This window comes from Hydrogenophaga aromaticivorans (assembly GCF_013387465.1).
Taxonomy (GTDB): domain Bacteria; phylum Pseudomonadota; class Gammaproteobacteria; order Burkholderiales; family Burkholderiaceae_C; genus Hydrogenophaga; species Hydrogenophaga aromaticivorans.
In genome coordinates this window covers 483,870-501,376 of record NZ_VYGV01000016.1, presented here as the reverse complement: position 1 = coordinate 501,376, position 17,507 = coordinate 483,870, and the positions used below count along the sequence as shown (strand labels likewise).

Below are 17,507 nucleotides of genomic sequence, written 5' to 3'. Positions count from 1 at the left end.
GCTCATGCCATCAGCTCCTCGTTCTTGTAATAGCAGGTGTGTTCGCCCAGCACCTGCAGCCCCACCCGCTCGCCCACCGCGGGCGGCGTGGCGTCGGGTGCGAGCCGCGCTTTGAGCGTCTGGCCCGCCACGTCGCAAGTCACCAGCAGGTAGGTGCCGATGTCCTGCACCTGGCGCACGGTGGCCGGCAAGGCGCCGATCGCGCCGACCGGCACCAGCGGCAGGTATTCGGGGCGGATGCCCAGCTTGAGATCGCCCGCGGGCAGCTCGCGGTCCGCGCTCAGGCCGAGGCCACCCACGCTGAGGGCGCCGTCGGCCACGTTCGCCGGCAGGAAGTTCATGCCAGGCGAGCCGATGAAGTGGCCCACGAAGGTGTGGGCCGGCCGCTCGAACAAGGCCTCGGGCGTGCCCATCTGCACCACCTTGCCACGCGTCATCACCACCACCTGGTCGGCGAAGGTCAGCGCTTCCACCTGGTCGTGCGTCACGTAGATCAGGGTCAGCTTGAGCTCGTGGTGGATCTGCTTGAGCTTGCGGCGCAGCTGCCACTTCAGGTGCGGGTCGATCACGGTCAGCGGCTCGTCGAACAGCACGGCCGACACATCGGGCCGCACCAGCCCGCGCCCCAGCGAAATCTTCTGTTTCTGGTCGGCGCTCAGGCCGGCGGCGCGCATGTCGAGCTGGTGGCTCATCTCCAGCATCTCGGCGATCTGGCCCACGCGGGCCTGGATCTGGTGCGCCGGCACCTTGCGGTTCTTCAGCGGGAAGGCCAGGTTCTCGGCCACGGTCATGGTGTCGTAGATGACTGGGAACTGGAACACCTGGGCGATGTTGCGCTGCTGCGGCGTGGCGCGGGTCATGTCCTGGCCATCGAACTTGACGCTGCCGTGCGACGGCACCAGCAGGCCGGACATGATGTTGAGCATGGTCGTCTTGCCGCAGCCCGAGGGGCCGAGCAAGGCGTAGGCGCCACCGTCTTCGAAGCTCATCTTCAGCGGCAGCAGCGCGTAGTCGCCGTCGGCTTTCGGGTTCGGCTTGTACGAGTGCGCGAGGTCCAGATCGATACGGCTCATTGAGACGCTCCCTTGCGCTCTGGCGCGACCAGCAGGTCGCCCGCTTGGTCGAACACATAGGCCTGCGCGGGGTTCAGGTGCAGGGTGATGGGGCTGCCGAGTTCAAAGTCGTGCACGCCGGTGAGCTGGGCCACCACCTCGCCCACACCGGTGTGCACGTGCACAAAGGTGTCGGAGCCCGAGATCTCGGCCAGTTCCACGGTGCCGGGCAGGGACACATCGCCCTCGCGCGCATGCAGCCGCAGGGCGCTGGCGCGCACACCCACCGTCAGCGCGCGCGTGGCGCGCTCGGGCAGGTTCACGGCCAGGCGCGGCCCGCCACCCAGCTGCACGCCGCCGTCGACCACCTCGGCCGCCAGCAGGTTCATCGGCGGGTCGCTGAAGGCACGCGCCACGCGGATCGATTTGGGCACGTGAAAGACCTCGGCGGTCGGCCCGTATTGCAGCAGCTCGCCCGCGTCCATCACCGCCGTGTAGCCGCCCAGCAGCAACGCCTCGCCAGGCTCGGTGGTGGCGTAGACCACGGTGGAGTCACCAGCCTCGAACAGCTGGGTCAGCTCCTCGCGCAGTTCCTCGCGCAGCTTGTAGTCCAGGTTCACCAGCGGCTCGTCCAGCAGCATCAGCGGCGCGTTCTTGGCCAGGGCGCGGGCCAGCGCCACGCGCTGCTGCTGGCCACCGGAGAGCTCGGCCGGCAGGCGGTCCAGAAAGATGTCGATGTGCAGGCGCTCGGCGAGCTGCCGCACCTGGGTGTCGATCGCGGCGCGCGGCAGACCACGCAGTTTCAGCGGCGAGGCGATGTTGTCGGCCACCGTCATCGAGGGGTAGTTGATGAACTGCTGGTAGACCATGGCCACGTTGCGTTCGCGCACCGGCACACCGGTCACGTCGACGCCGTCCACCAGCACCCGGCCGGTGCTGGGCACGTCCAGCCCGGCCATGAGGCGCATCAGGCTGGTCTTGCCGGCCTGGGTCGCACCCAGCAACACCGTGACCGCGCCGGGCACCGGGGTCAGGCTCTGGGGATAGAGGTGGACCGATGGTCCGACCGTTTTCCCCACGTATTCCAGAGAGAGCTGCATTTCAGGTCCAGAAGAAGGCCAGCCACCCGAATCGGGTGTTTTCGTTTCGGCGATTCTATTGTTCGTTTATGTTCTTTTTTATTCGGTATTTACCCTTAATGGCAAAAATTTGATTTCCGTTATGTTCGGGTTGTCCTGTTTCAGAATCCCCCGTATGAACCTCGCACCCCGACACACCCAGCTGCTCGACGACGTGCGCACCCGCGGCCCGCAGACCATCGAAGCCCTGGCCGAACGGTTTGGCGTGACCCTGCAGACCGTGCGCCGCGACGTGCAGCGCCTGGCCGAGGCCGGCCTGCTCTCGCGCTTTCACGGCGGCGTGCGCCTGCCGGGATCGACCACCGAAAACATCGCCTACCGGCAGCGCCAGGCCATGCAGTCCGACGCCAAACGCGCCATCGCGCGCGCCATCGCGCAGCGGGTGCCCAACGGCTGTTCGCTGATCCTCAACATCGGCACCACGATCGAGGCGGTGGGCCACGAACTGCTGCGTCACCGCGGCCTGCGGGTGATCACCAACAACCTGCACATCGCCGCGCTGCTGAGCACCAACCCCGACTGCGAGGTGATCGTGGCCGGCGGCCTGGTGCGCGGCGCCGACCAGGGCATCGTGGGTGAGGCCACGGTGGACTTCATGCGCCAGTTCAAGGTGGACATCGGCCTGATCGGCATCAGCGGCATCGAGTCCGACGGCACGCTGCGCGACTTCGACTACCGCGAAGTGAAGGTGGCGCGCACCATCGTCGAGCAGTCGCGCGAGGTCTGGCTCGCCGCCGACCACAGCAAGTTCAACCGGCCCGCCATGGTGGAACTGGCGCGGCTCGACGAGATCGACGTGATGTTCACCGACGCGCCGCCGCCCCCGCCTTTTGGCGAGCTGATGGCGCAGGGCCACGTCGAATGCGTGGTGGCCGACCGCTCGGACGACCCCGCCTGATCCACACAAACTGATCGAGACAGACCATGACCTACCTGCTCGCCCTGGACCAGGGCACCTCCAGTTCGCGCAGCATCGTGTTCGACCGCGACGGCCACGTGGTGGCCATGGCGCAGCGCGAGTTCCGCCAGATCTACCCCCAGCCGGGCTGGGTGGAACACGACCCGCGCGGCCTCTGGACGACACAGCTGGAAACCGCGCGCGAGGCGCTGGCCCAGGCCGGTCTGAAGGCGAGCGACATCCGCGCCGTGGGCATCACCAACCAGCGCGAGACCACGCTGCTGTGGAACCGGCGCACAGGCGCGCCGGTGTACAACGCCATCGTCTGGCAGGACCGGCGTGCCGAAGCCGCCTGCGCCGAACTGCGCGAGCGTGGCCTGAGCGACACCGTGTTGCAGAAGACCGGCCTGCGCATCGACGCCTATTTCTCCGGCACCAAACTCCAGTGGATGCTCGACCACGTGCCCGGCGCGCGCGCGCAGGCCGAACGCGGCGAGCTGGCCTTCGGCACGGTCGACAGCTGGCTGATCTGGCAGCTCACGGGCGGCGCGCGCCACGTCACCGACATCAGCAACGCCTCGCGCACCATGCTGTTCAACGTGCACAGCCAGCGCTGGGACGACGAGTTGCTGGCCCTGCTCGACATCCCGCCCAGCCTGATGCCCGAAACCCTGCCGTCGAGCGCGCACTTCGGCGATATCCAGGCCGAATGGCTGGGCTCGCCGCTGGCGATCGGCGGTGTGGCCGGCGACCAGCAAAGCGCCCTGTTCGGCCAGGCCTGCTTCTCGGCCGGCATGGCCAAGAACACCTACGGCACCGGCTGCTTCATGCTCATGCACACCGGCGAGCGGTTCCAGACCAGCCAGAACGGCCTGATCACCACCGCCGCGGCACAACCCCCTGGGCCGCAGCAATACGCGCTGGAAGGCAGCGTGTTCATCGGCGGCGCCGTGGTGCAGTGGCTGCGCGACGGGCTGCGCGCCATCGAGTCCAGCAGCGAGGTGCAGGCCCTGGCCGAGAGCGTGCCCGACGCGGGCGGCGTGGTGCTGGTGCCCGCCTTCACCGGGCTGGGCGCGCCCTACTGGCAGGCCGACGCGCGCGGCAGCATCAACGGTCTGACGCGCGGCACCACCATGGCCCACATCGCGCGCGCGGCGCTGGAGAGCATCGCGTTCCAGAGCGCGGCCCTGCTCGACGCCATGAGCCGCGACGCCATCGCGGCCGGTGGCGTGCCCGTGAGCGAGTTGCGGGTGGACGGCGGCGCCTGCGTCAACGACCTGCTGATGCAGTTCCAGGCCGACCTGCTGGGCATCCCGGTGGTGCGCCCAGCGGTGATCGAGACCACCGCACTGGGCGCGGCCTACCTGGCCGGCCTGCACAGCGGGCTGTACGCCGGGCTGGACGAACTGTCCAGACAGTGGCGCGCCGAACGCACGTTTCATCCGACGCTGTCGCGCGAGCGGGCGGCGGAAAAAATGGCGCAGTGGGAACACGCGGTGAGGATGACGACGGCGGCGTAGCCGCCTCCCCCCGCGCCGCTTCGCGTGCCTTGCAGGCCGCGTCATCGTCAGAGCTGATGACTCTTCGTCCCGTCCACGCCTGCGCAGGCAGGCGCGGAGCCGCGGTCCTCAGCCCCCCGGAGGGGGGCGGCACCAGAGGCCCGGCAAAGCCGGTTCCTCGGTGCCCTTGGAAACTCCCCCTCGCGCCTCCTCGGGCTCGGGCGACAATCTCCGCATGAACACGTCCACCCACCCCATCATCACCTTCATCGGCGGCGGCAACATGGCCAGCGCCATCATCGGCGTCCTGGTCCGACAGGGCCACCCCAGCGCCGCCCTGCAGGTGGTCGAGCCCTGGGACGAGCAGCGCGCGAAGCTGGCGCAGCAGTTCCCGGGCATGTCCATCCTGCCTGTCGCCAGCGCTGACCTGAAACCCTCCGATCTCGTGGTCTGGGCGGTGAAGCCGCAGACTTTCAAGGACGCCGCGATGGCCGCAGGACCCTTCCTCGGCAACGCCCTGCACCTGAGCGTGGCCGCCGGCATCACCAGCGAGAGCATGGCCGGCTGGCTGCAGACACAGCGCATCGTGCGCGCCATGCCCAACACGCCCGCCCTGGTCGGCCTGGGCATGACCGGGCTGATGGCCCGCGCCGCCGTCTCGGACGCCGACCGGGCCCTGGTGGAGCGCGTGGTGCGCACCACTGGCGAGCTGGTATGGGTGAACGTGGAGTCGGACCTGGACGCGGTGACCGCCCTCTCCGGCTCCGGCCCGGCCTATGTGTTCTATTTCCTCGAAGCCATGCGCGACGCGGGCGCCCGCATGGGCCTCGCGCCCGAGGTGGCACAGCAGCTCGCCATCGGCACCTTCATCGGCGCGGCCACCCTGGCACAACGTTCCAGCGAGCCGCTGCAGACACTGCGCGAGCGCGTCACGTCCAAGGGCGGCACCACCTACGCGGCGATCACGTCGATGGAGGCGAGCGGTGTGAAAGCCAAATTCGAGGAAGCCCTGTTCGCGGCGCAAAAGCGTGCAGCGGAGCTCGGCGCCGAATTCGGCAAATAAAGGCTCACCCCGCAACGCGCCTTCACACGCCCAGCACCACCCCCACGAACACCGTGAAGCCCAACCAGTGGTTGAGGCGGAAGGCCTTGAAGCAGCCGTCCCGGATGCGGTCCTTGATCAGGTGGAAATGCCAGGCCACCTGGGCCAGCGCCACCACCAGCATGGCGCCCCAGACCCAGGGGTTCACCACGGACCACAGCGCGGCGGTCCAGATGCCCAGGAAGACCAGGTAGAACGCGGTGACGGCCGGCACATCGGCGTCGCCCAGCGTGATGGCCGAGGTCTTCATGCCGATGCGCAGGTCGTCGTCGCGGTCCACCATGGCGTATTCCGTGTCGTAGGCCAGCACCCAGAACAGGTTGCCCGCCATCAGCAACCAGGCCAGCGGCGGCACGCTGTGCCAGACGCCCGTCCAGAAACCCGGCGCGGTCCAGGGCGCCGCGCCGGAGAACAGTTCAAACGCCGGACCGCCGTTCACCGCCGCAAAGGCCATGGGAATGCCGAAGCTGAAGGCCACGCCCAGCACCGCCTGCGGCATGGACACATACCGTTTGGCGTAGGGATAGACCAGTGACAGCACCAGGCCCAGCACCGACCAGGCGATGGTGGCGACGTTGGTGGTGAGCACCAGCAGGAAGGCCACGAAAGCGAGCGCGGCGCCCACGCCCAGCGCTTCTTTCACGCCCACACGCCCGCTGGTCACCGGACGCTGTGCGGTGCGTTTGACGTGTTTGTCGAACTCGCGGTCGGCCACGTCGTTGACGCAGCAGCCGGCACTGCGCATGAGGATGGTGCCGAGCACAAAGACCAGCAGCAGGTGCAGGCCTGGAAAGCCACCCGCCGCCACCCAGAGGGCCCCCAGCGAAGGCCACAGCAGCAACAGCCAGCCCGCCGGGCGGTTCCAGCGGATCAGATCAAGATAGAGGTTCAGTCGGGACATCAAGATAAAACACAGCAAGTGCGTGGGCGCGCCGGGTCATCCAGCACACCGCAGAACCAGCTCGCCGGGCTGCTGGTGTGCTCCCCCTGGGGGGAAGATCCGAAGCGGCGCAGGGGGGAGCTCAACTCAAGACAGCCTTTTGACGCCCGGCAACTCGCAGGCGTACACCGCATTGCGCAACTCGGCGATCGCCTCGTAGCGCGTGAAGCTGCGCCGCCAGGCGAGCACCACGCGCCGGGTCGGGGCCTCGCCCTCAAACGGCAGGTAACGCACGAAGGACGAATCGCCAAAGTCCTGGCCCGCGTTGGGCGCCCCATCGAGCGCCGAGCTCGGCACCGACAGGCGCGGCACCAGGGTCACGCCCATGCCGGCGGCCACCATGTGCTTGATGGTTTCCAGCGACGAGCCTTCGAAGCTCTTGCGGATGCCCTCGGTGTCACTCGAAAACCGGGCAAATTCGGGACAGACCTCCAGCACATGGTCGCGGAAACAATGGCCCGTTCCCAACAGCAGCATGGTCTCGCGCTTGAGTTCTTCGGTGGTGACGCATTTCTGCTGCGCCAGCGGGTGCCCGACCGGCACCGCCGCCAGGAACGGCTCGTCGTACAACGGCGCGATGGCCAGGTTGGTGTCCGGGAACGGCTCGGCCAGGATGGCGCAATCGATCTCGCCCAGGCGCAGCTGCTCCAGCAGTTTGGTGGTGAAGTTCTCCAGCAGCATCAAGGGCATCTGCGGCGTGCGCTCGATCACCTGGCGCACCAGATTCGGCAACAGATACGGCCCGATGGTGTAGATCACTCCCAGTCGCAGCGGGCCAGCCAGCGGGTCCTTGCCACGCTTGGCAATCTCCTTGATCCCGGCGGCCTGTTCGAGCACGGTCTGCGCCTGGCGCACGATCTCTTCGCCCAGCGGCGTGACCGCGATTTCGCTCGCATTGCGTTCGAAGATCTTGAGCTCCAGCTCTTCTTCGAGCTTCTTGATCGCCACGGAGAGCGTCGGTTGCGAGACAAAACAGGCCTCGGCCGCCTTGCCGAAGTGCTTCTCGCGCGCCACAGCCACGATGTATTTGAGTTCGGTCAGGGTCATGGCTGTATTTTGCTCTCGGACGTCGTGCCGCCAGCGCCCACGGACATGGCGTCCACCCCGGACGGACCTGGGAGGGGCCCCTCCAGCATCGGCATGTGCGCCAGACAGGCCGACACCACCTCGCGCACACAATCTCTCAGCCATCGGTGCGCCGGGTCGGCGCTGTACCGCGGGTGCCAGATCAGGGACACGGAGAACGCCGCCACCTGCACGGGCAGGGCTGCGCTGTGCATGCCCTCGCGCAGGCTGTGGGTGTGGCGCTCGGGCACGTTGGCGATGTAGTCGGTGGCGCGGGCCAGCGCCAGTGCCGCTGAAAAGCTGCCCACGCTCAGGTCCACCTGGCGCTGCAGTCCCAGACGCTCCAGCGCCAGGTCCACGGCTTCCTGCCCGCCCGTGCGATGGGCCACGCCGATGTGCCGGCCGGCGATGTAGGGCTGCAATTCGTGAAGCTGGCCGGCCAGCGGGTGCCCCTGGCGCACCACCGAGACAAACCGGTCGCTGAACAGCGCCTGGGCCCGCAACTCCGGCGCCAGCGCCGGGCCCACCACGCCGGTCTCCAGATCGGCCAGCCCTTCCCGCAAGGCCGCGCTATCCCGCTCGGTCTTCTGCTCGAAGCACAGGCGCACGCCCGGCGCCTGCGCCGCCACACGCTCGACCAGCGCGGCGCCGAAGTTCTCGACAAAGCCCTCGCGGTTGCGCAGGGTGAAGGTCCGCTGCAGCTGTTGAAGATTCAGCACCTCCGCCGGCTGCAGCACCTCCACGCTGTCCTGCACCAGTTGGCGAACCTGCTCCCGCAGCGCCAGGGCGCGGGGCGTGGGCACCAGGCCGCGCCCGGCCCGGACCAGCAGCGGATCGCCCGTGGTGTCCCGCAATCGCGCCAGCGCCCGGCTCATGGCCGAGGCGCTCAAGCGCAAGCGGCGGGCCGCCCCGGCCACGCTGCCCTCCTGCAGCAGGACATCCAGCGTGAACAGCAGGTTGAGATCGGGCGTGGGCATGTCCGCACCTTAGCGCAAACCGACCGGACATGGCGTCAAACGCAACATATCAATGCAACCTACGCGCCTTCCGCCATGTCATGCAAAAAAATACAGTGCCCTCACGCCTGCTGTGCAGGACTTTTGAGGAAACCTGACCATGTCCCAACTTCTTTCCCACCGGCCCGGCTCCGCAGGCGCCCTGGCCAGCCTTTCGCTGTCGGTGCTGCTGTCGTCGCTGGGCACCAGCATGGCCAATGTGAGCCTGCCCAGCCTGACGCAGGCGTTCGGCGCCTCGTTCCAGCAGGTGCAGTGGGTGGTGCTGGCCTACCTGCTGGCCATGACGGCGCTGGTCGTTGTGGCCGGGCGGCTGGGCGACCGCCTGGGCCGGCGACGCCTGCTGATGGCGGGTCTGGTGCTGTTCACCCTGGCCTCGGTGCTCTGTGCACAGGCACCTTCCCTGGAAGCCCTGGTGGCGGCCCGCGCCCTCCAGGGCCTGGGGGCCGCGACGATGATGACGCTCGCCATGGCCATGGCGGGCGAAACCGTTGGCAAGGAGCGCACCGGCAGCGCCATGGGCTGGCTGGCCAGCATGTCGGCGGTGGGCACCGCGCTCGGACCGTCGGCCGGCGGTCTGCTGATCGCCTGGCTGGACTGGCGCGCCATGTTCCTGTCCACAGTGCCCCTGAGCGTGCTGACCCTCTGGCTGGTCCACCGGCACCTGCCGGCGCCCACCCCGATGTCTGCGGCACGAAGCAACACACCAGGGGAGGCGGCGGCGCTCTGGCAAGGGACCGCACTGGGTGCCGGCCTGGTCATGAATGCGCTGGTGGCCACCGTCATGATGGCCACGCTGGTGATCGGTCCGTTCTTCCTGTCCGGTGGCCTGGGACTGGGGACGGCCGGCGTGGGCGCCGCGATGTCGGCCGGACCGCTGATGTCCATGGCGTTCGGCTTCGTGGCCGGCAAACTGGTGGACCGCTGGGGCGCAGCGCACACGCTGCGCACGGGCCTGCTGGTCATGCTGGCCGGCGCACTGGGGCTGGCGGTGCTGCCCGGCCCCTGGGGCCTGGCGGGCTACCTGCTCGCCATCTCCGTCCTGACCCCGGGCTACCAGCTGTTCCAGGCCGCCAACAACACGGCCACCCTGACCCGGCTGCCCGCGGCGCGCCGGGGTGAGGTCTCCGGCTTGCTGAACCTGGCACGCAACCTGGGACTGATGGCCGGGGCCTCGGTCATGGGCTGGGTGTTTGCCTGGGTCACCACGGAGCCCGCCGCCGCATCTCCTGCGATCCTGCTGCACGGTGTCCAGGTCACGTTCGGGGCCGCGGCCGGACTGCTCATGCTGTCCATGCTGATTGGACGGTCAACCCGCCCAGCCACCTCAGGCCTTTAGGTACTCCGCCTTGGTGCCCAGCCAGCGCCCCACATGCCGCTCGGCGGCTTCGGGGAAGCGGGTGAGCATCTCGGCCGCCGCCGTTCTCGCCCAGTCCAGCAGGTGGCCATCGGTGGCGAGATCGGCAAACCGCAGCATCGCGGCCCCCGACTGGCGCGCACCGAGAAATTCGCCCGGGCCGCGGATTTCGAGATCTCGGCGGGCAATTTCAAAACCATCGTTGGTCTCGGCCATGGCCTTCAGCCGTTCGCGCGCGGTTTCGCCGAGGCGCCCGCCGTCGGGTGGCGTGTAGAGCAGCACGCAGGCCGACGCCGCCGCGCCGCGCCCCACACGGCCTCGCAGCTGGTGCAGCTGACTCAGGCCGAAACGTTCGGCGTGTTCGATCACCATCAGCGAGGCGTTGGGCACGTCGACGCCCACCTCGATCACGGTGGTGGACACCAGCACACCCATGTGGCCACTGGTGAAGAGCGACATCACCGCCTTCTTCTCGGCCACCGGCATGCGCGAGTGCAGCAGGCCGACCAGGACAGGAGCACCCCCCTGCGCCGCTGACGCGGCTTCCCCCCTCTCTCGCGCGCCTTCGGCGCTGGGAGGGGGAACGCGCCCTTGGACCGGCAGAGCCGGACCCTCGGGCGCCTTGGACAGGGACACGTCTCGCCGGAAAGGCGCGTGGGAGCTGTTGAGCGCCGCGCTGAGTTCCGCGTGTGTCTCGGTGGCGTTCGACAGGTCCAGCGCCTCGCTCTCTTCGATCAGTGGACAAACCCAATACACCTGCCGCCCCTGCGCCACCTGCGCGCGGATGCGTTCGATCACCTCGTGGCGGCGCTGGTCGGACACGACTTTGGTGACGATGGGCGTGCGGCCGGGTGGCAGCTCGTCGATGGTGGAGACGTCGAGGTCGGCGTAGTAGCTCATGGCCAAGGTCCGAGGGATCGGCGTCGCCGTCATCATCAGAAGGTGCGGCTCGCGCGACTGTCCATCATCGCCCTCGGTCATCTTGGAGCGAAGCGCCAGCCGCTGCGCCACGCCAAACCGGTGTTGCTCGTCAATGATGGCCAGCGCCAGGTTCTGGAACACCACCTGGTCCTGGATCACGGCGTGGGTGCCCACCACCAGCGCAGCCTCGCCGCTGGCGATCAGGGCCAGCATCTCGGTGCGCTGCTTTTTCTTCTGGCTGCCGGTGAGCCAGGCCACGCGTTTGCCCAGCGGCGCCAGCAGCGGCTCCAGCCAGCCGATGAGCTTGGCGAAATGCTGCTCGGCCAGGATCTCGGTGGGCGCCATCAGCGCGCACTGCCAGCCCGAGTCGATGGCGATCGCCGCGGCCAGCGCGGCCACCACCGTCTTGCCCGAACCCACGTCGCCCTGCAGCAGGCGGTGCATGGGCACGTGGCGGGCCAGGTCGCGCGCGATTTCTGCACCCACGCGGCGCTGCGCGCCGGTCAAGGCGAAAGGCAACACGGCCAGCAACTGTTCGTGCAGCCCACCCGGCGCCGTGCGCAACACCGGCGCACGCAGGGCATCGCGCTCGCGCTTGGCCGTCAATTGAGAGAGCTGCTGCGCCAGCAGCTCTTCGGCCTTCAGGCGTTGCCAGGCCGGGTGGCTGCGGTCTTCGAGCGCGTCGAGCGACACATCCGGCCCCGGGTGGTGCAGGTAGCGCAGTGCGTCGCGCAGGGTCCAGGTGCCGTGCACCACGCGCTGCAAGCTGCCCAGCAGTTCCGGCGGAATGGTTTCAGACAGGTCGGCGCGAGCCAGCCCGCTGGCCACCACCTTGCGCAGGTAGGCCTGGGGCAGCTGGGCGCTGGTGGGGTAGACCGGTGTCAGCGCGTCGGGCAGTTCGCCGCCGGCGGCGTGAAAAGCCGGGTGCACCATGGTGCGGCCCATGAAACCGCCACGGACCTCGCCGCGCACCCGCACGCGCGCGCCCACCGCCAGCGCCTTCTGGTGCGAGGGGTAGAAGCTGAAGAAACGCAGGGTGCAGGTGTCGGAACCGTCGTCCAGCGTCACCAGCAGCTGGCGGCGCGGGCGCAGGGTGATCTCCTGGTGCGTCACCGTGCCTTCGACCTGCACGGTCTGACCGTCGCGTGCATCGGTGAGGCGCACCACGCGGGTTTCGTCTTCGTAGCGCAGCGGCAGGTGAAGGGCCAGGTCGATGTCGCGCGTGAGCCCCAGCTTGTGCAGGGCTTTCTGTGGCGCAGAGAGTTCCTTGCGTGGGGCGGGCGGGGCGTCGGGCATGGGACAATTCTGCCTGTCTTTTTATCCACCCTTTTGGCCACTTCCCGGCCACTTCCACTTGGAACGGGCCTTGTCCGGCCCTCAAGCAGCATGACCGCTTCCCCATCTCCATCGGCCCACGGCTTCACCGTCGCCGACTTCGATTTCCAACTCCCCGACGCACTCATCGCCCAGCACCCCGCCGCCGAACGCAGCGCCTCGCGCCTGCTCGACGGCACGGGCGCCCAGCCGGTGGACCGCATCTTCCGCGAGCTGCCCGGCCTGCTGAAGCGCGGCGACCTGCTGGTGTTCAACGACACGCAGGTGGTCAAGGCCCGGCTGTTCGGCGAGAAGGCCAGCGGCGGCAAGTTTGAAATCCTGATCGAGCGCGTGCTGCTGCCGCAAGAAGCCAGCGACGGCTCGGGGCAGGAAGTGGTGGCCCACATCCGCGTGAGCAAGAAGCCGCAGCTCGGTGGCCTGTTGCACCTGGCCGGTGGTCTAAGTGGCGGCGGCTTCGACGCGGTCTTCCTCGGTCGCTGGCCCGATCAACAGGGGCAACTCTTCCGCCTGCGCCTGCAGGGCCCGGCGGGCGAGACGCCCTATGAGTTGATGGCACGCCACGGCCACGTGCCGCTGCCGCCCTACATCACGCACACCGACGATGCCGACGACGAGCGCCGCTACCAGACCGTGTTCGCCCGCGTACCGGGGGCGGTGGCCGCGCCAACCGCCGCGCTGCACTTTGACGAAGGCGTGTTGTCTGCGCTGGAAGCACGCGGCGTGCAGCGCGCGAACGTGACGCTGCACGTGGGCGCGGGCACCTTCGCGCCGATGAAGACCGAGCGCATTGAAGAGCACGTGATGCACCACGAGCGCTACGCGATCCCGCCCGAAACCGTCCAGGCCATCGCCGACTGCCGCGCGCGCGGCGGCCGCGTGGTGGCGGTGGGCACGACCAGCGTGCGCACGCTGGAGAGCTGGGCGCGGTCCGGCGAAACGAGCGGTGATACCAACATCTTCATCACGCCGGGATTTCAGTTCCAGGTGGTGGACGTGCTGGTGACCAACTTCCACCTGCCCAAGAGCACGCTGATGATGCTGGTCAGCGCCTTCGCCGGCCACGAGCACGTGATGGCGCTGTACCGCCACGCGGTGGCGCAGGGCTACCGCTTCTTCAGCTACGGCGACGCAATGCTGCTGGAACGGTCAACGACCACCGCGACAGGCCGCCCCTAGCAAGGCTGCTCCCCGGAGGGACGACCCGAGCTGCGGCGGAGCATGGGGGCATCAGCCCAGATCCAGGAACACGCGCCCGCCCTCCACCTTCACCGGCCAGATCTTGATGGGCTCGGTGCAGGGCGCCAAGGTGGCATCGCCGGTGCGCAGATCGAAGCGGCCCTGATGATGGGGGCACTCAATCTCGTGCCCTTCCACAAAGCCGTCGCACAACCTGGCATGGCCGTGGGTGCAAAGGTTGTCGGTGGCGAACACCTCGCCGTCCACCGCGAACAGCGCGATGTCGCGCCCACCCGGCGCCACCGGAATGCCCGCGCCTTCAAACAGATCGGCCTCGGCGGCCACGTCGGTCCAGTTGCTCATGAAGTTGATCCTGTTCAGATGGGGTAGATGATGGAATTGGGGATCATTTCGCTGTCGTACACACAGAGACGTTGAGCGAACTTGAAGCCCTGCGGTGTGTTGACCACGATGTCCAGATAACGCCCGACGTTGAACACGCTGCTCGCGCCGTCGAGCTTGGTGCGGAACACCGCGTAGTTGGCTTCGCAGTGCAGCCGGCCCTGTTCGTCGATGTGCCGCACGACGGGAGCGCTCACCACGTGGCGTTGGTAATACGGGTCGTGGAACAGCGTCTCCTGTATGCCGTACACCCGGTCGCGCAGCATGGCCTGGCTGTCGAAGGCGAGAGTTGAGAGCGGGAAGCCGCGCTCGTGGTTCTCACGCGGCTGCAGCTTGTAGACGCCGTCGGTGGTGAAGAAATCGGGCCAGAGTTCCCACTGGCCGCTGTCCACGGCCGAGGCGTAGTCGCTGTAGAGCTGCTGCAGCGCCTGCCAGGTATCGAACTCGACTTTGACCAGCGCGCTCATGGCGAAACCTCCTTCGCGACGGAAGGCTCCGGGGCTTCCATCACCTTGCGCCAGTACTCGTACATGCCGCGGATCAGCGTCTCGGTCACCATGTGATCGGTCTCACCCACCTCGCGCCCGCCCAACTCCGCCAGTGTGCGGTGCTGCGGCTTGCTCTCGAAAGCCTGCTGCGAAAACTCGATGACTTCGCCGTCGTCGGCGCTCACGAAACCGGCCGGACCGAACAGGTTGGCCTGGCGCAGGCGGCGCTCGGTCATCTCGGCCGTGTCGTCCTCGAAACCGAAGTGCGTCCAGACGAAATCGAACGCGCCATGCCCGTCGGGCTGGATGTGGCGGGTGCTCACGCTGTTGACCTGCTGCTGGAAGATCACACTGGGAAACAGGGTCGTCATGACGGCGGTGGGCATCTGCTCGCCGAGTTGCCACCAGGGCTCCGGCACGATGTCCAGGAAGCGCTTGTCCTCCAGCTCCATCGCGGCCTTAAAGCTGGACACCTGCGTCACCTGCGCGGCCTGGCCGCTGGCCTGGCCCATGCTGCCGCGGGTGGAGACCATGGCGGCGTGGCGGTGGTGCGCGTCCATGCGCAGCTCGCTCTTGTTGTCGGCGCGCCAGAGGCCGAAGGTGACGAACCAGGTGTGCAGCAGGCCCGGGTGGTACGGGTCCTTGATGTTCTCCTGCATCAGCTTCCAGTTGCCGGGGATGCGCTGGCGGTTGTAGCCCAGGATGGTGAGCTTGCGGCCGTTGAACAGGCGGTCGAAGTACTGGAGGATGGTCGGCCCCAGGTAGTCTTCGAGCGACTCGACTTCGTGGTCGAAGGAAGCGAACACCACGCCGCCGCGCACCGCCACCTTGAGCTTGGTGAGCGCGTGGTCCTTGGGGTTGAAGTCGGCCGGCATGCCGCCATTGACCTTGCCGTCCTGCCGCACGCCGCGGCGAAAGGGCACACCTTGCAGGTCGCCGTTGGGCGCGTAGCTCCACTGGTGGTAGGGGCAGACGAACTCGGTCTGGTTGCCGTGGCGCTTGCGGCAGAAACGCATGCCGCGGTGCGCGCAGACGTTCTCCACCACATGGATCGCGCCGTCGGCGGCGCGGGTCATGATGACCGAACGTTCGCCGACCACGCTGCGCTTGAAGTCGCCCGCGTTGGGGATTTCCGCTTCCAGGCCGACGTAACACCAGTGGCCCTTGTAGAAGAAGCGCTCCAGTTCGCGCTGGTGGCGTTGTTGATCGGTGTAGACGGCGAAGGGGATGCGGCTGGTGCCGCCCAGCTCCCAGTGCAGGGCATCCGGGCTGGCGATGGGGGCCTCGGTGGTCATGGCGTGTCTCCGTTTTTTTGTCGAATTCACCCGCATGATCGCCAATCGTTTCCTATCCAGCAATCGAAACGGCGTGATAGCCTGTATTCACCATCGAAATAATGAGCGCCCATGAACCTGCACGAGATCGACCTCAACCTGCTGGTGGTGTTTCACCGGCTGCTGCGCGAGCGCCGCGTCTCGCGCGTGGCCGAAGCGCTGGGCCTGAGCCAGCCGGCGGTGAGCAACGCGCTGCGCCGCCTGCGTGGCCTGCTGGGCGACGAGCTGTTCCTGCGCACGCCGGGCGGCATGGAACCCACGCCCTACGCCCTGCAGCTCGCCGGCCCGGTGGCGCAGGCGCTGGACACGCTGCGCGAAGCCTTGAACGTGCGCGCCTCGTTCGAGGCGGCCACCAGCGAGCGCTGCTTCACGCTGGCCATGTCCGACGTCGGAGAAACCTATTTCCTGCCGGTGCTGGTGGACGCGCTGGCGCAAGCGGCGCCGCGTGTCACGCTGCAGTGCGTGCCCGTGGCCGACGCCTCGCTGCGCGACGACATGGCCAGTGGGCGGGTCGATCTGGCGCTGGGCCTGCTGCCGCAACTGCAGGCCGGTTTTTTCCAGCAGACGCTGTTTCGCCAGCACTACGTGGCCCTCATGCGCGCCGGTCATCCGCTGGCCACGCGGGCGCAGATCACCGCCACACAGTACCGCCAGGCCAGCCACGTGCGCGTGGTCTCGACCGGCACCGGCCACGGCCTGGTGGACGCGGCACTGGAGCGGCTGGGCGTGGTGCGCAGGGTGCGGTTGACGGTGCCGCACTACGTGGCGCTGGGCCATGTGCTGGGCGGCAGCGATCTGATCGCGACCGTGCCCGAGCGCTTTGCCGATCGCGTGACCGAGCCCTTTGGCCTCGTCGCCCGCCCGCTCACCCTCAAGCTGCCCGCCAGCCACATCGCCCAGCTCTGGCACGCCCAGCTGCACCGCGACCCCGGCCACCAGTGGCTGCGCGCGCTGGTCGCGACGCACTTTGGCGCACCGGAAACCGCATGATGCCGGCGGCCGCCAAGGAAACACACCCCGCCTGCCGTCACAATCGCGGGCATTGCAAATTCTTGCCGCAGGTGATCCCGTGATTGAAATGTTGGTGCGTCTGGGCCTGGCCCTTTTCCTGTCGCTCGGTCTGGCGGTGCTGCTGGCCTGGGGCTGGGACAGCTCCGACGATCGCCCCACCCCGTCCCACACGCCGTTCACGGCCAGCGACAGCGTGGCGCTCCTGCGCGACCACCCGTTCGTCGCCGGGATCGGCCTTCGTGTCTCGATTTGAGACGCATCCCGGACGTATTGACAAAGATCAAGTTTGTGGCATTTCGGCCTGCTAGCCTGCGTGTATTCCCTTCACGCACCCGGAGAAATGGCCCATGAATCGCCTTCTGCTCACCCTCACCGTCACCCTGCTCGCCACCCCTGTCTGGGCCGCCGCAGGCGATGACGCCGCCGCCCTGAAACTCGCCACCAACAGCGGCTGCATGACCTGCCACCACATCGAGCCGGGCGCCAAAGGCCCGGGCGGCCTCGCCCCCATCGGACCGGCTTGGCGCGACGTGGCCGCCAAATACAAGGGGCAAAAAGGTGCCCAGCAGCAACTGACCACCACCGTGCTCGCCGGCTCCAGCCCTTACGAAAGCCACTGGAAAGACAAGGTCAGCGGTCTGGCCATGCCGCCCAACAAGGTCGCCATCTCTGAAGCCGACGCCGGCAAGCTCGTCGCCTGGATCCTGGCGCTCGAAGCCAAAAAATAAAGCGATAACCCCCACGCTCCACCGCTGCGCGGGTCGCTGCCCCCCAT

General features: G+C 68.1%; 17 protein-coding genes. 8 read left to right on the top strand and 9 right to left on the bottom strand.

Going from position 1 to position 17,507, the window contains the following annotated elements; all coding sequences use genetic code 11:
* Positions 1 to 2: 2 nt before the first annotated feature.
* The gene (locus F3K02_RS19505) at positions 3 to 1,073 is read right to left on the bottom strand and encodes an ABC transporter ATP-binding protein (protein ID WP_177137276.1); all 1,071 of its coding nucleotides are present in this window, start codon (positions 1,071 to 1,073) and stop codon (positions 3 to 5) included.
* A complete protein-coding gene (locus F3K02_RS19500) occupies positions 1,070 to 2,152 on the bottom strand; it encodes an ABC transporter ATP-binding protein (RefSeq protein ID WP_177137275.1) in 1,083 nt (360 codons plus the stop codon). The genes F3K02_RS19505 and F3K02_RS19500 overlap by 4 nt, the downstream gene beginning before the upstream one ends.
* Before the next feature lie 154 nt (positions 2,153 to 2,306).
* On the opposite strand from F3K02_RS19500, the gene F3K02_RS19495 reads away from it, so the two are divergent.
* The 3 genes from F3K02_RS19495 (at position 2,307) to proC (ending at position 5,651) form a co-directional block, all read left to right on the top strand.
* Positions 2,307 to 3,089: a DeoR/GlpR family DNA-binding transcription regulator gene (locus F3K02_RS19495; RefSeq protein ID WP_177137274.1), complete on the top strand. Its 783-nt coding sequence runs from the start codon at positions 2,307 to 2,309 to the stop codon at positions 3,087 to 3,089.
* A gap of 26 nt (positions 3,090 to 3,115) precedes the next feature.
* Complete coding sequence (gene glpK, locus F3K02_RS19490; protein WP_177137273.1) at positions 3,116 to 4,609, top strand: glycerol kinase GlpK; 1,494 nt, start codon at positions 3,116 to 3,118, stop codon at positions 4,607 to 4,609.
* Positions 4,610 to 4,823: 214 nt separating this feature from the next.
* Positions 4,824 to 5,651, top strand: coding sequence for a pyrroline-5-carboxylate reductase (gene proC / locus F3K02_RS19485; RefSeq protein WP_177137272.1), 828 nt, complete (start codon positions 4,824 to 4,826; stop codon positions 5,649 to 5,651).
* A 22-nt stretch (positions 5,652 to 5,673) separates the two neighbouring features.
* Here proC and F3K02_RS19480 read toward each other — a convergent pair whose 3' ends face one another.
* The 3 genes from F3K02_RS19480 to F3K02_RS19470 form a co-directional block, all read right to left on the bottom strand.
* Entirely contained in the window at positions 5,674 to 6,591 is a 918-nt protein-coding gene (locus tag F3K02_RS19480) for a 4-hydroxybenzoate octaprenyltransferase (RefSeq protein WP_177137271.1), read from the bottom strand.
* A 126-nt stretch (positions 6,592 to 6,717) separates the two neighbouring features.
* Positions 6,718 to 7,677: a hydrogen peroxide-inducible genes activator gene (locus F3K02_RS19475; RefSeq protein WP_177137270.1), complete on the bottom strand. Its 960-nt coding sequence runs from the start codon at positions 7,675 to 7,677 to the stop codon at positions 6,718 to 6,720.
* The gene (locus F3K02_RS19470) at positions 7,674 to 8,672 is read right to left on the bottom strand and encodes a LysR family transcriptional regulator (RefSeq protein ID WP_177137269.1); all 999 of its coding nucleotides are present in this window, start codon (positions 8,670 to 8,672) and stop codon (positions 7,674 to 7,676) included. Before F3K02_RS19470 ends, F3K02_RS19475 begins: the two co-directional genes overlap by 4 nt.
* Positions 8,673 to 8,811: 139 nt before the next feature.
* Here F3K02_RS19470 and F3K02_RS19465 point away from each other — a divergent pair, with 139 nt between their 5' ends.
* Positions 8,812 to 10,047, top strand: coding sequence for an MFS transporter (locus tag F3K02_RS19465; protein ID WP_177137268.1), 1,236 nt, complete (start codon positions 8,812 to 8,814; stop codon positions 10,045 to 10,047).
* Here F3K02_RS19465 and F3K02_RS19455 read toward each other — a convergent pair.
* On the bottom strand, positions 10,036 to 12,282 hold the full coding sequence (locus F3K02_RS19455; protein ID WP_246309591.1) for an ATP-dependent DNA helicase RecG: 2,247 nt from the start codon (positions 12,280 to 12,282) through the stop codon (positions 10,036 to 10,038). The genes F3K02_RS19465 and F3K02_RS19455 overlap by 12 nt on opposite strands.
* A 90-nt stretch (positions 12,283 to 12,372) precedes the next feature.
* Here F3K02_RS19455 and queA point away from each other — a divergent pair, with 90 nt between their 5' ends.
* Positions 12,373 to 13,497, top strand: coding sequence for a tRNA preQ1(34) S-adenosylmethionine ribosyltransferase-isomerase QueA (gene queA, locus F3K02_RS19450; RefSeq protein ID WP_177137267.1), 1,125 nt, complete (start codon positions 12,373 to 12,375; stop codon positions 13,495 to 13,497).
* A gap of 51 nt (positions 13,498 to 13,548) precedes the next feature.
* Here the strand turns inward: queA and F3K02_RS19445 are convergent, their stop codons facing one another.
* The 3 genes from F3K02_RS19445 to F3K02_RS19435 are packed head-to-tail and all read right to left on the bottom strand — an operon-like array spanning position 13,549 to position 15,682.
* On the bottom strand, positions 13,549 to 13,860 hold the full coding sequence (locus F3K02_RS19445) for a non-heme iron oxygenase ferredoxin subunit (protein ID WP_177137266.1): 312 nt from the start codon (positions 13,858 to 13,860) through the stop codon (positions 13,549 to 13,551).
* A gap of 14 nt (positions 13,861 to 13,874) precedes the next feature.
* Entirely contained in the window at positions 13,875 to 14,366 is a 492-nt protein-coding gene (locus tag F3K02_RS19440) for an aromatic-ring-hydroxylating dioxygenase subunit beta (protein WP_177137265.1), read from the bottom strand.
* Positions 14,363 to 15,682, bottom strand: a complete 1,320-nt coding sequence (locus F3K02_RS19435) for an aromatic ring-hydroxylating dioxygenase subunit alpha (RefSeq protein WP_177137264.1) — start codon at positions 15,680 to 15,682, stop codon at positions 14,363 to 14,365. The genes F3K02_RS19440 and F3K02_RS19435 overlap by 4 nt, the downstream gene beginning before the upstream one ends.
* Positions 15,683 to 15,793: 111 nt before the next feature.
* Between F3K02_RS19435 and F3K02_RS19430 the strand changes: the two genes are divergently transcribed.
* The 3 genes from F3K02_RS19430 (at position 15,794) to F3K02_RS19420 (ending at position 17,460) form a co-directional block, all read left to right on the top strand.
* A complete protein-coding gene (locus F3K02_RS19430) occupies positions 15,794 to 16,711 on the top strand; it encodes a LysR family transcriptional regulator (RefSeq protein ID WP_177137263.1) in 918 nt (305 codons plus the stop codon).
* Positions 16,712 to 16,790: 79 nt separating this feature from the next.
* Positions 16,791 to 16,985, top strand: a complete 195-nt coding sequence (locus tag F3K02_RS19425) for a hypothetical protein (protein ID WP_177137262.1) — start codon at positions 16,791 to 16,793, stop codon at positions 16,983 to 16,985.
* 94 nt (positions 16,986 to 17,079) lie between these two features.
* A complete protein-coding gene (locus F3K02_RS19420) occupies positions 17,080 to 17,460 on the top strand; it encodes a c-type cytochrome (RefSeq protein ID WP_177137261.1) in 381 nt (126 codons plus the stop codon).
* The last annotated feature ends 47 nt before the right edge of the window (positions 17,461 to 17,507 follow it).

Excerpts from the sequence above, each read along its gene's own strand:
- F3K02_RS19505 (WP_177137276.1), bottom strand. The coding sequence starts at position 1,073 with ATGAGCCGTATCGATCTGGACCTCGCGCACTCGTACAAGCCGAACCCG.
- F3K02_RS19500 (WP_177137275.1), bottom strand. The coding sequence starts at position 2,152 with ATGCAGCTCTCTCTGGAATACGTGGGGAAAACGGTCGGACCATCGGTC.
- F3K02_RS19495 (WP_177137274.1), top strand. The coding sequence starts at position 2,307 with ATGAACCTCGCACCCCGACACACCCAGCTGCTCGACGACGTGCGCACC.
- glpK (WP_177137273.1), top strand. The coding sequence starts at position 3,116 with ATGACCTACCTGCTCGCCCTGGACCAGGGCACCTCCAGTTCGCGCAGC.
- proC (WP_177137272.1), top strand. The coding sequence starts at position 4,824 with ATGAACACGTCCACCCACCCCATCATCACCTTCATCGGCGGCGGCAAC.
- F3K02_RS19480 (WP_177137271.1), bottom strand. The coding sequence starts at position 6,591 with ATGTCCCGACTGAACCTCTATCTTGATCTGATCCGCTGGAACCGCCCG.
- F3K02_RS19475 (WP_177137270.1), bottom strand. The coding sequence starts at position 7,677 with ATGACCCTGACCGAACTCAAATACATCGTGGCTGTGGCGCGCGAGAAG.
- F3K02_RS19470 (WP_177137269.1), bottom strand. The coding sequence starts at position 8,672 with ATGCCCACGCCCGATCTCAACCTGCTGTTCACGCTGGATGTCCTGCTG.
- F3K02_RS19465 (WP_177137268.1), top strand. The coding sequence starts at position 8,812 with ATGTCCCAACTTCTTTCCCACCGGCCCGGCTCCGCAGGCGCCCTGGCC.
- F3K02_RS19455 (WP_246309591.1), bottom strand. The coding sequence starts at position 12,282 with ATGCCCGACGCCCCGCCCGCCCCACGCAAGGAACTCTCTGCGCCACAG.
- queA (WP_177137267.1), top strand. The coding sequence starts at position 12,373 with ATGACCGCTTCCCCATCTCCATCGGCCCACGGCTTCACCGTCGCCGAC.
- F3K02_RS19445 (WP_177137266.1), bottom strand. The coding sequence starts at position 13,860 with ATGAGCAACTGGACCGACGTGGCCGCCGAGGCCGATCTGTTTGAAGGC.
- F3K02_RS19440 (WP_177137265.1), bottom strand. The coding sequence starts at position 14,366 with ATGAGCGCGCTGGTCAAAGTCGAGTTCGATACCTGGCAGGCGCTGCAG.
- F3K02_RS19435 (WP_177137264.1), bottom strand. The coding sequence starts at position 15,682 with ATGACCACCGAGGCCCCCATCGCCAGCCCGGATGCCCTGCACTGGGAG.
- F3K02_RS19430 (WP_177137263.1), top strand. The coding sequence starts at position 15,794 with ATGAACCTGCACGAGATCGACCTCAACCTGCTGGTGGTGTTTCACCGG.
- F3K02_RS19420 (WP_177137261.1), top strand. The coding sequence starts at position 17,080 with ATGAATCGCCTTCTGCTCACCCTCACCGTCACCCTGCTCGCCACCCCT.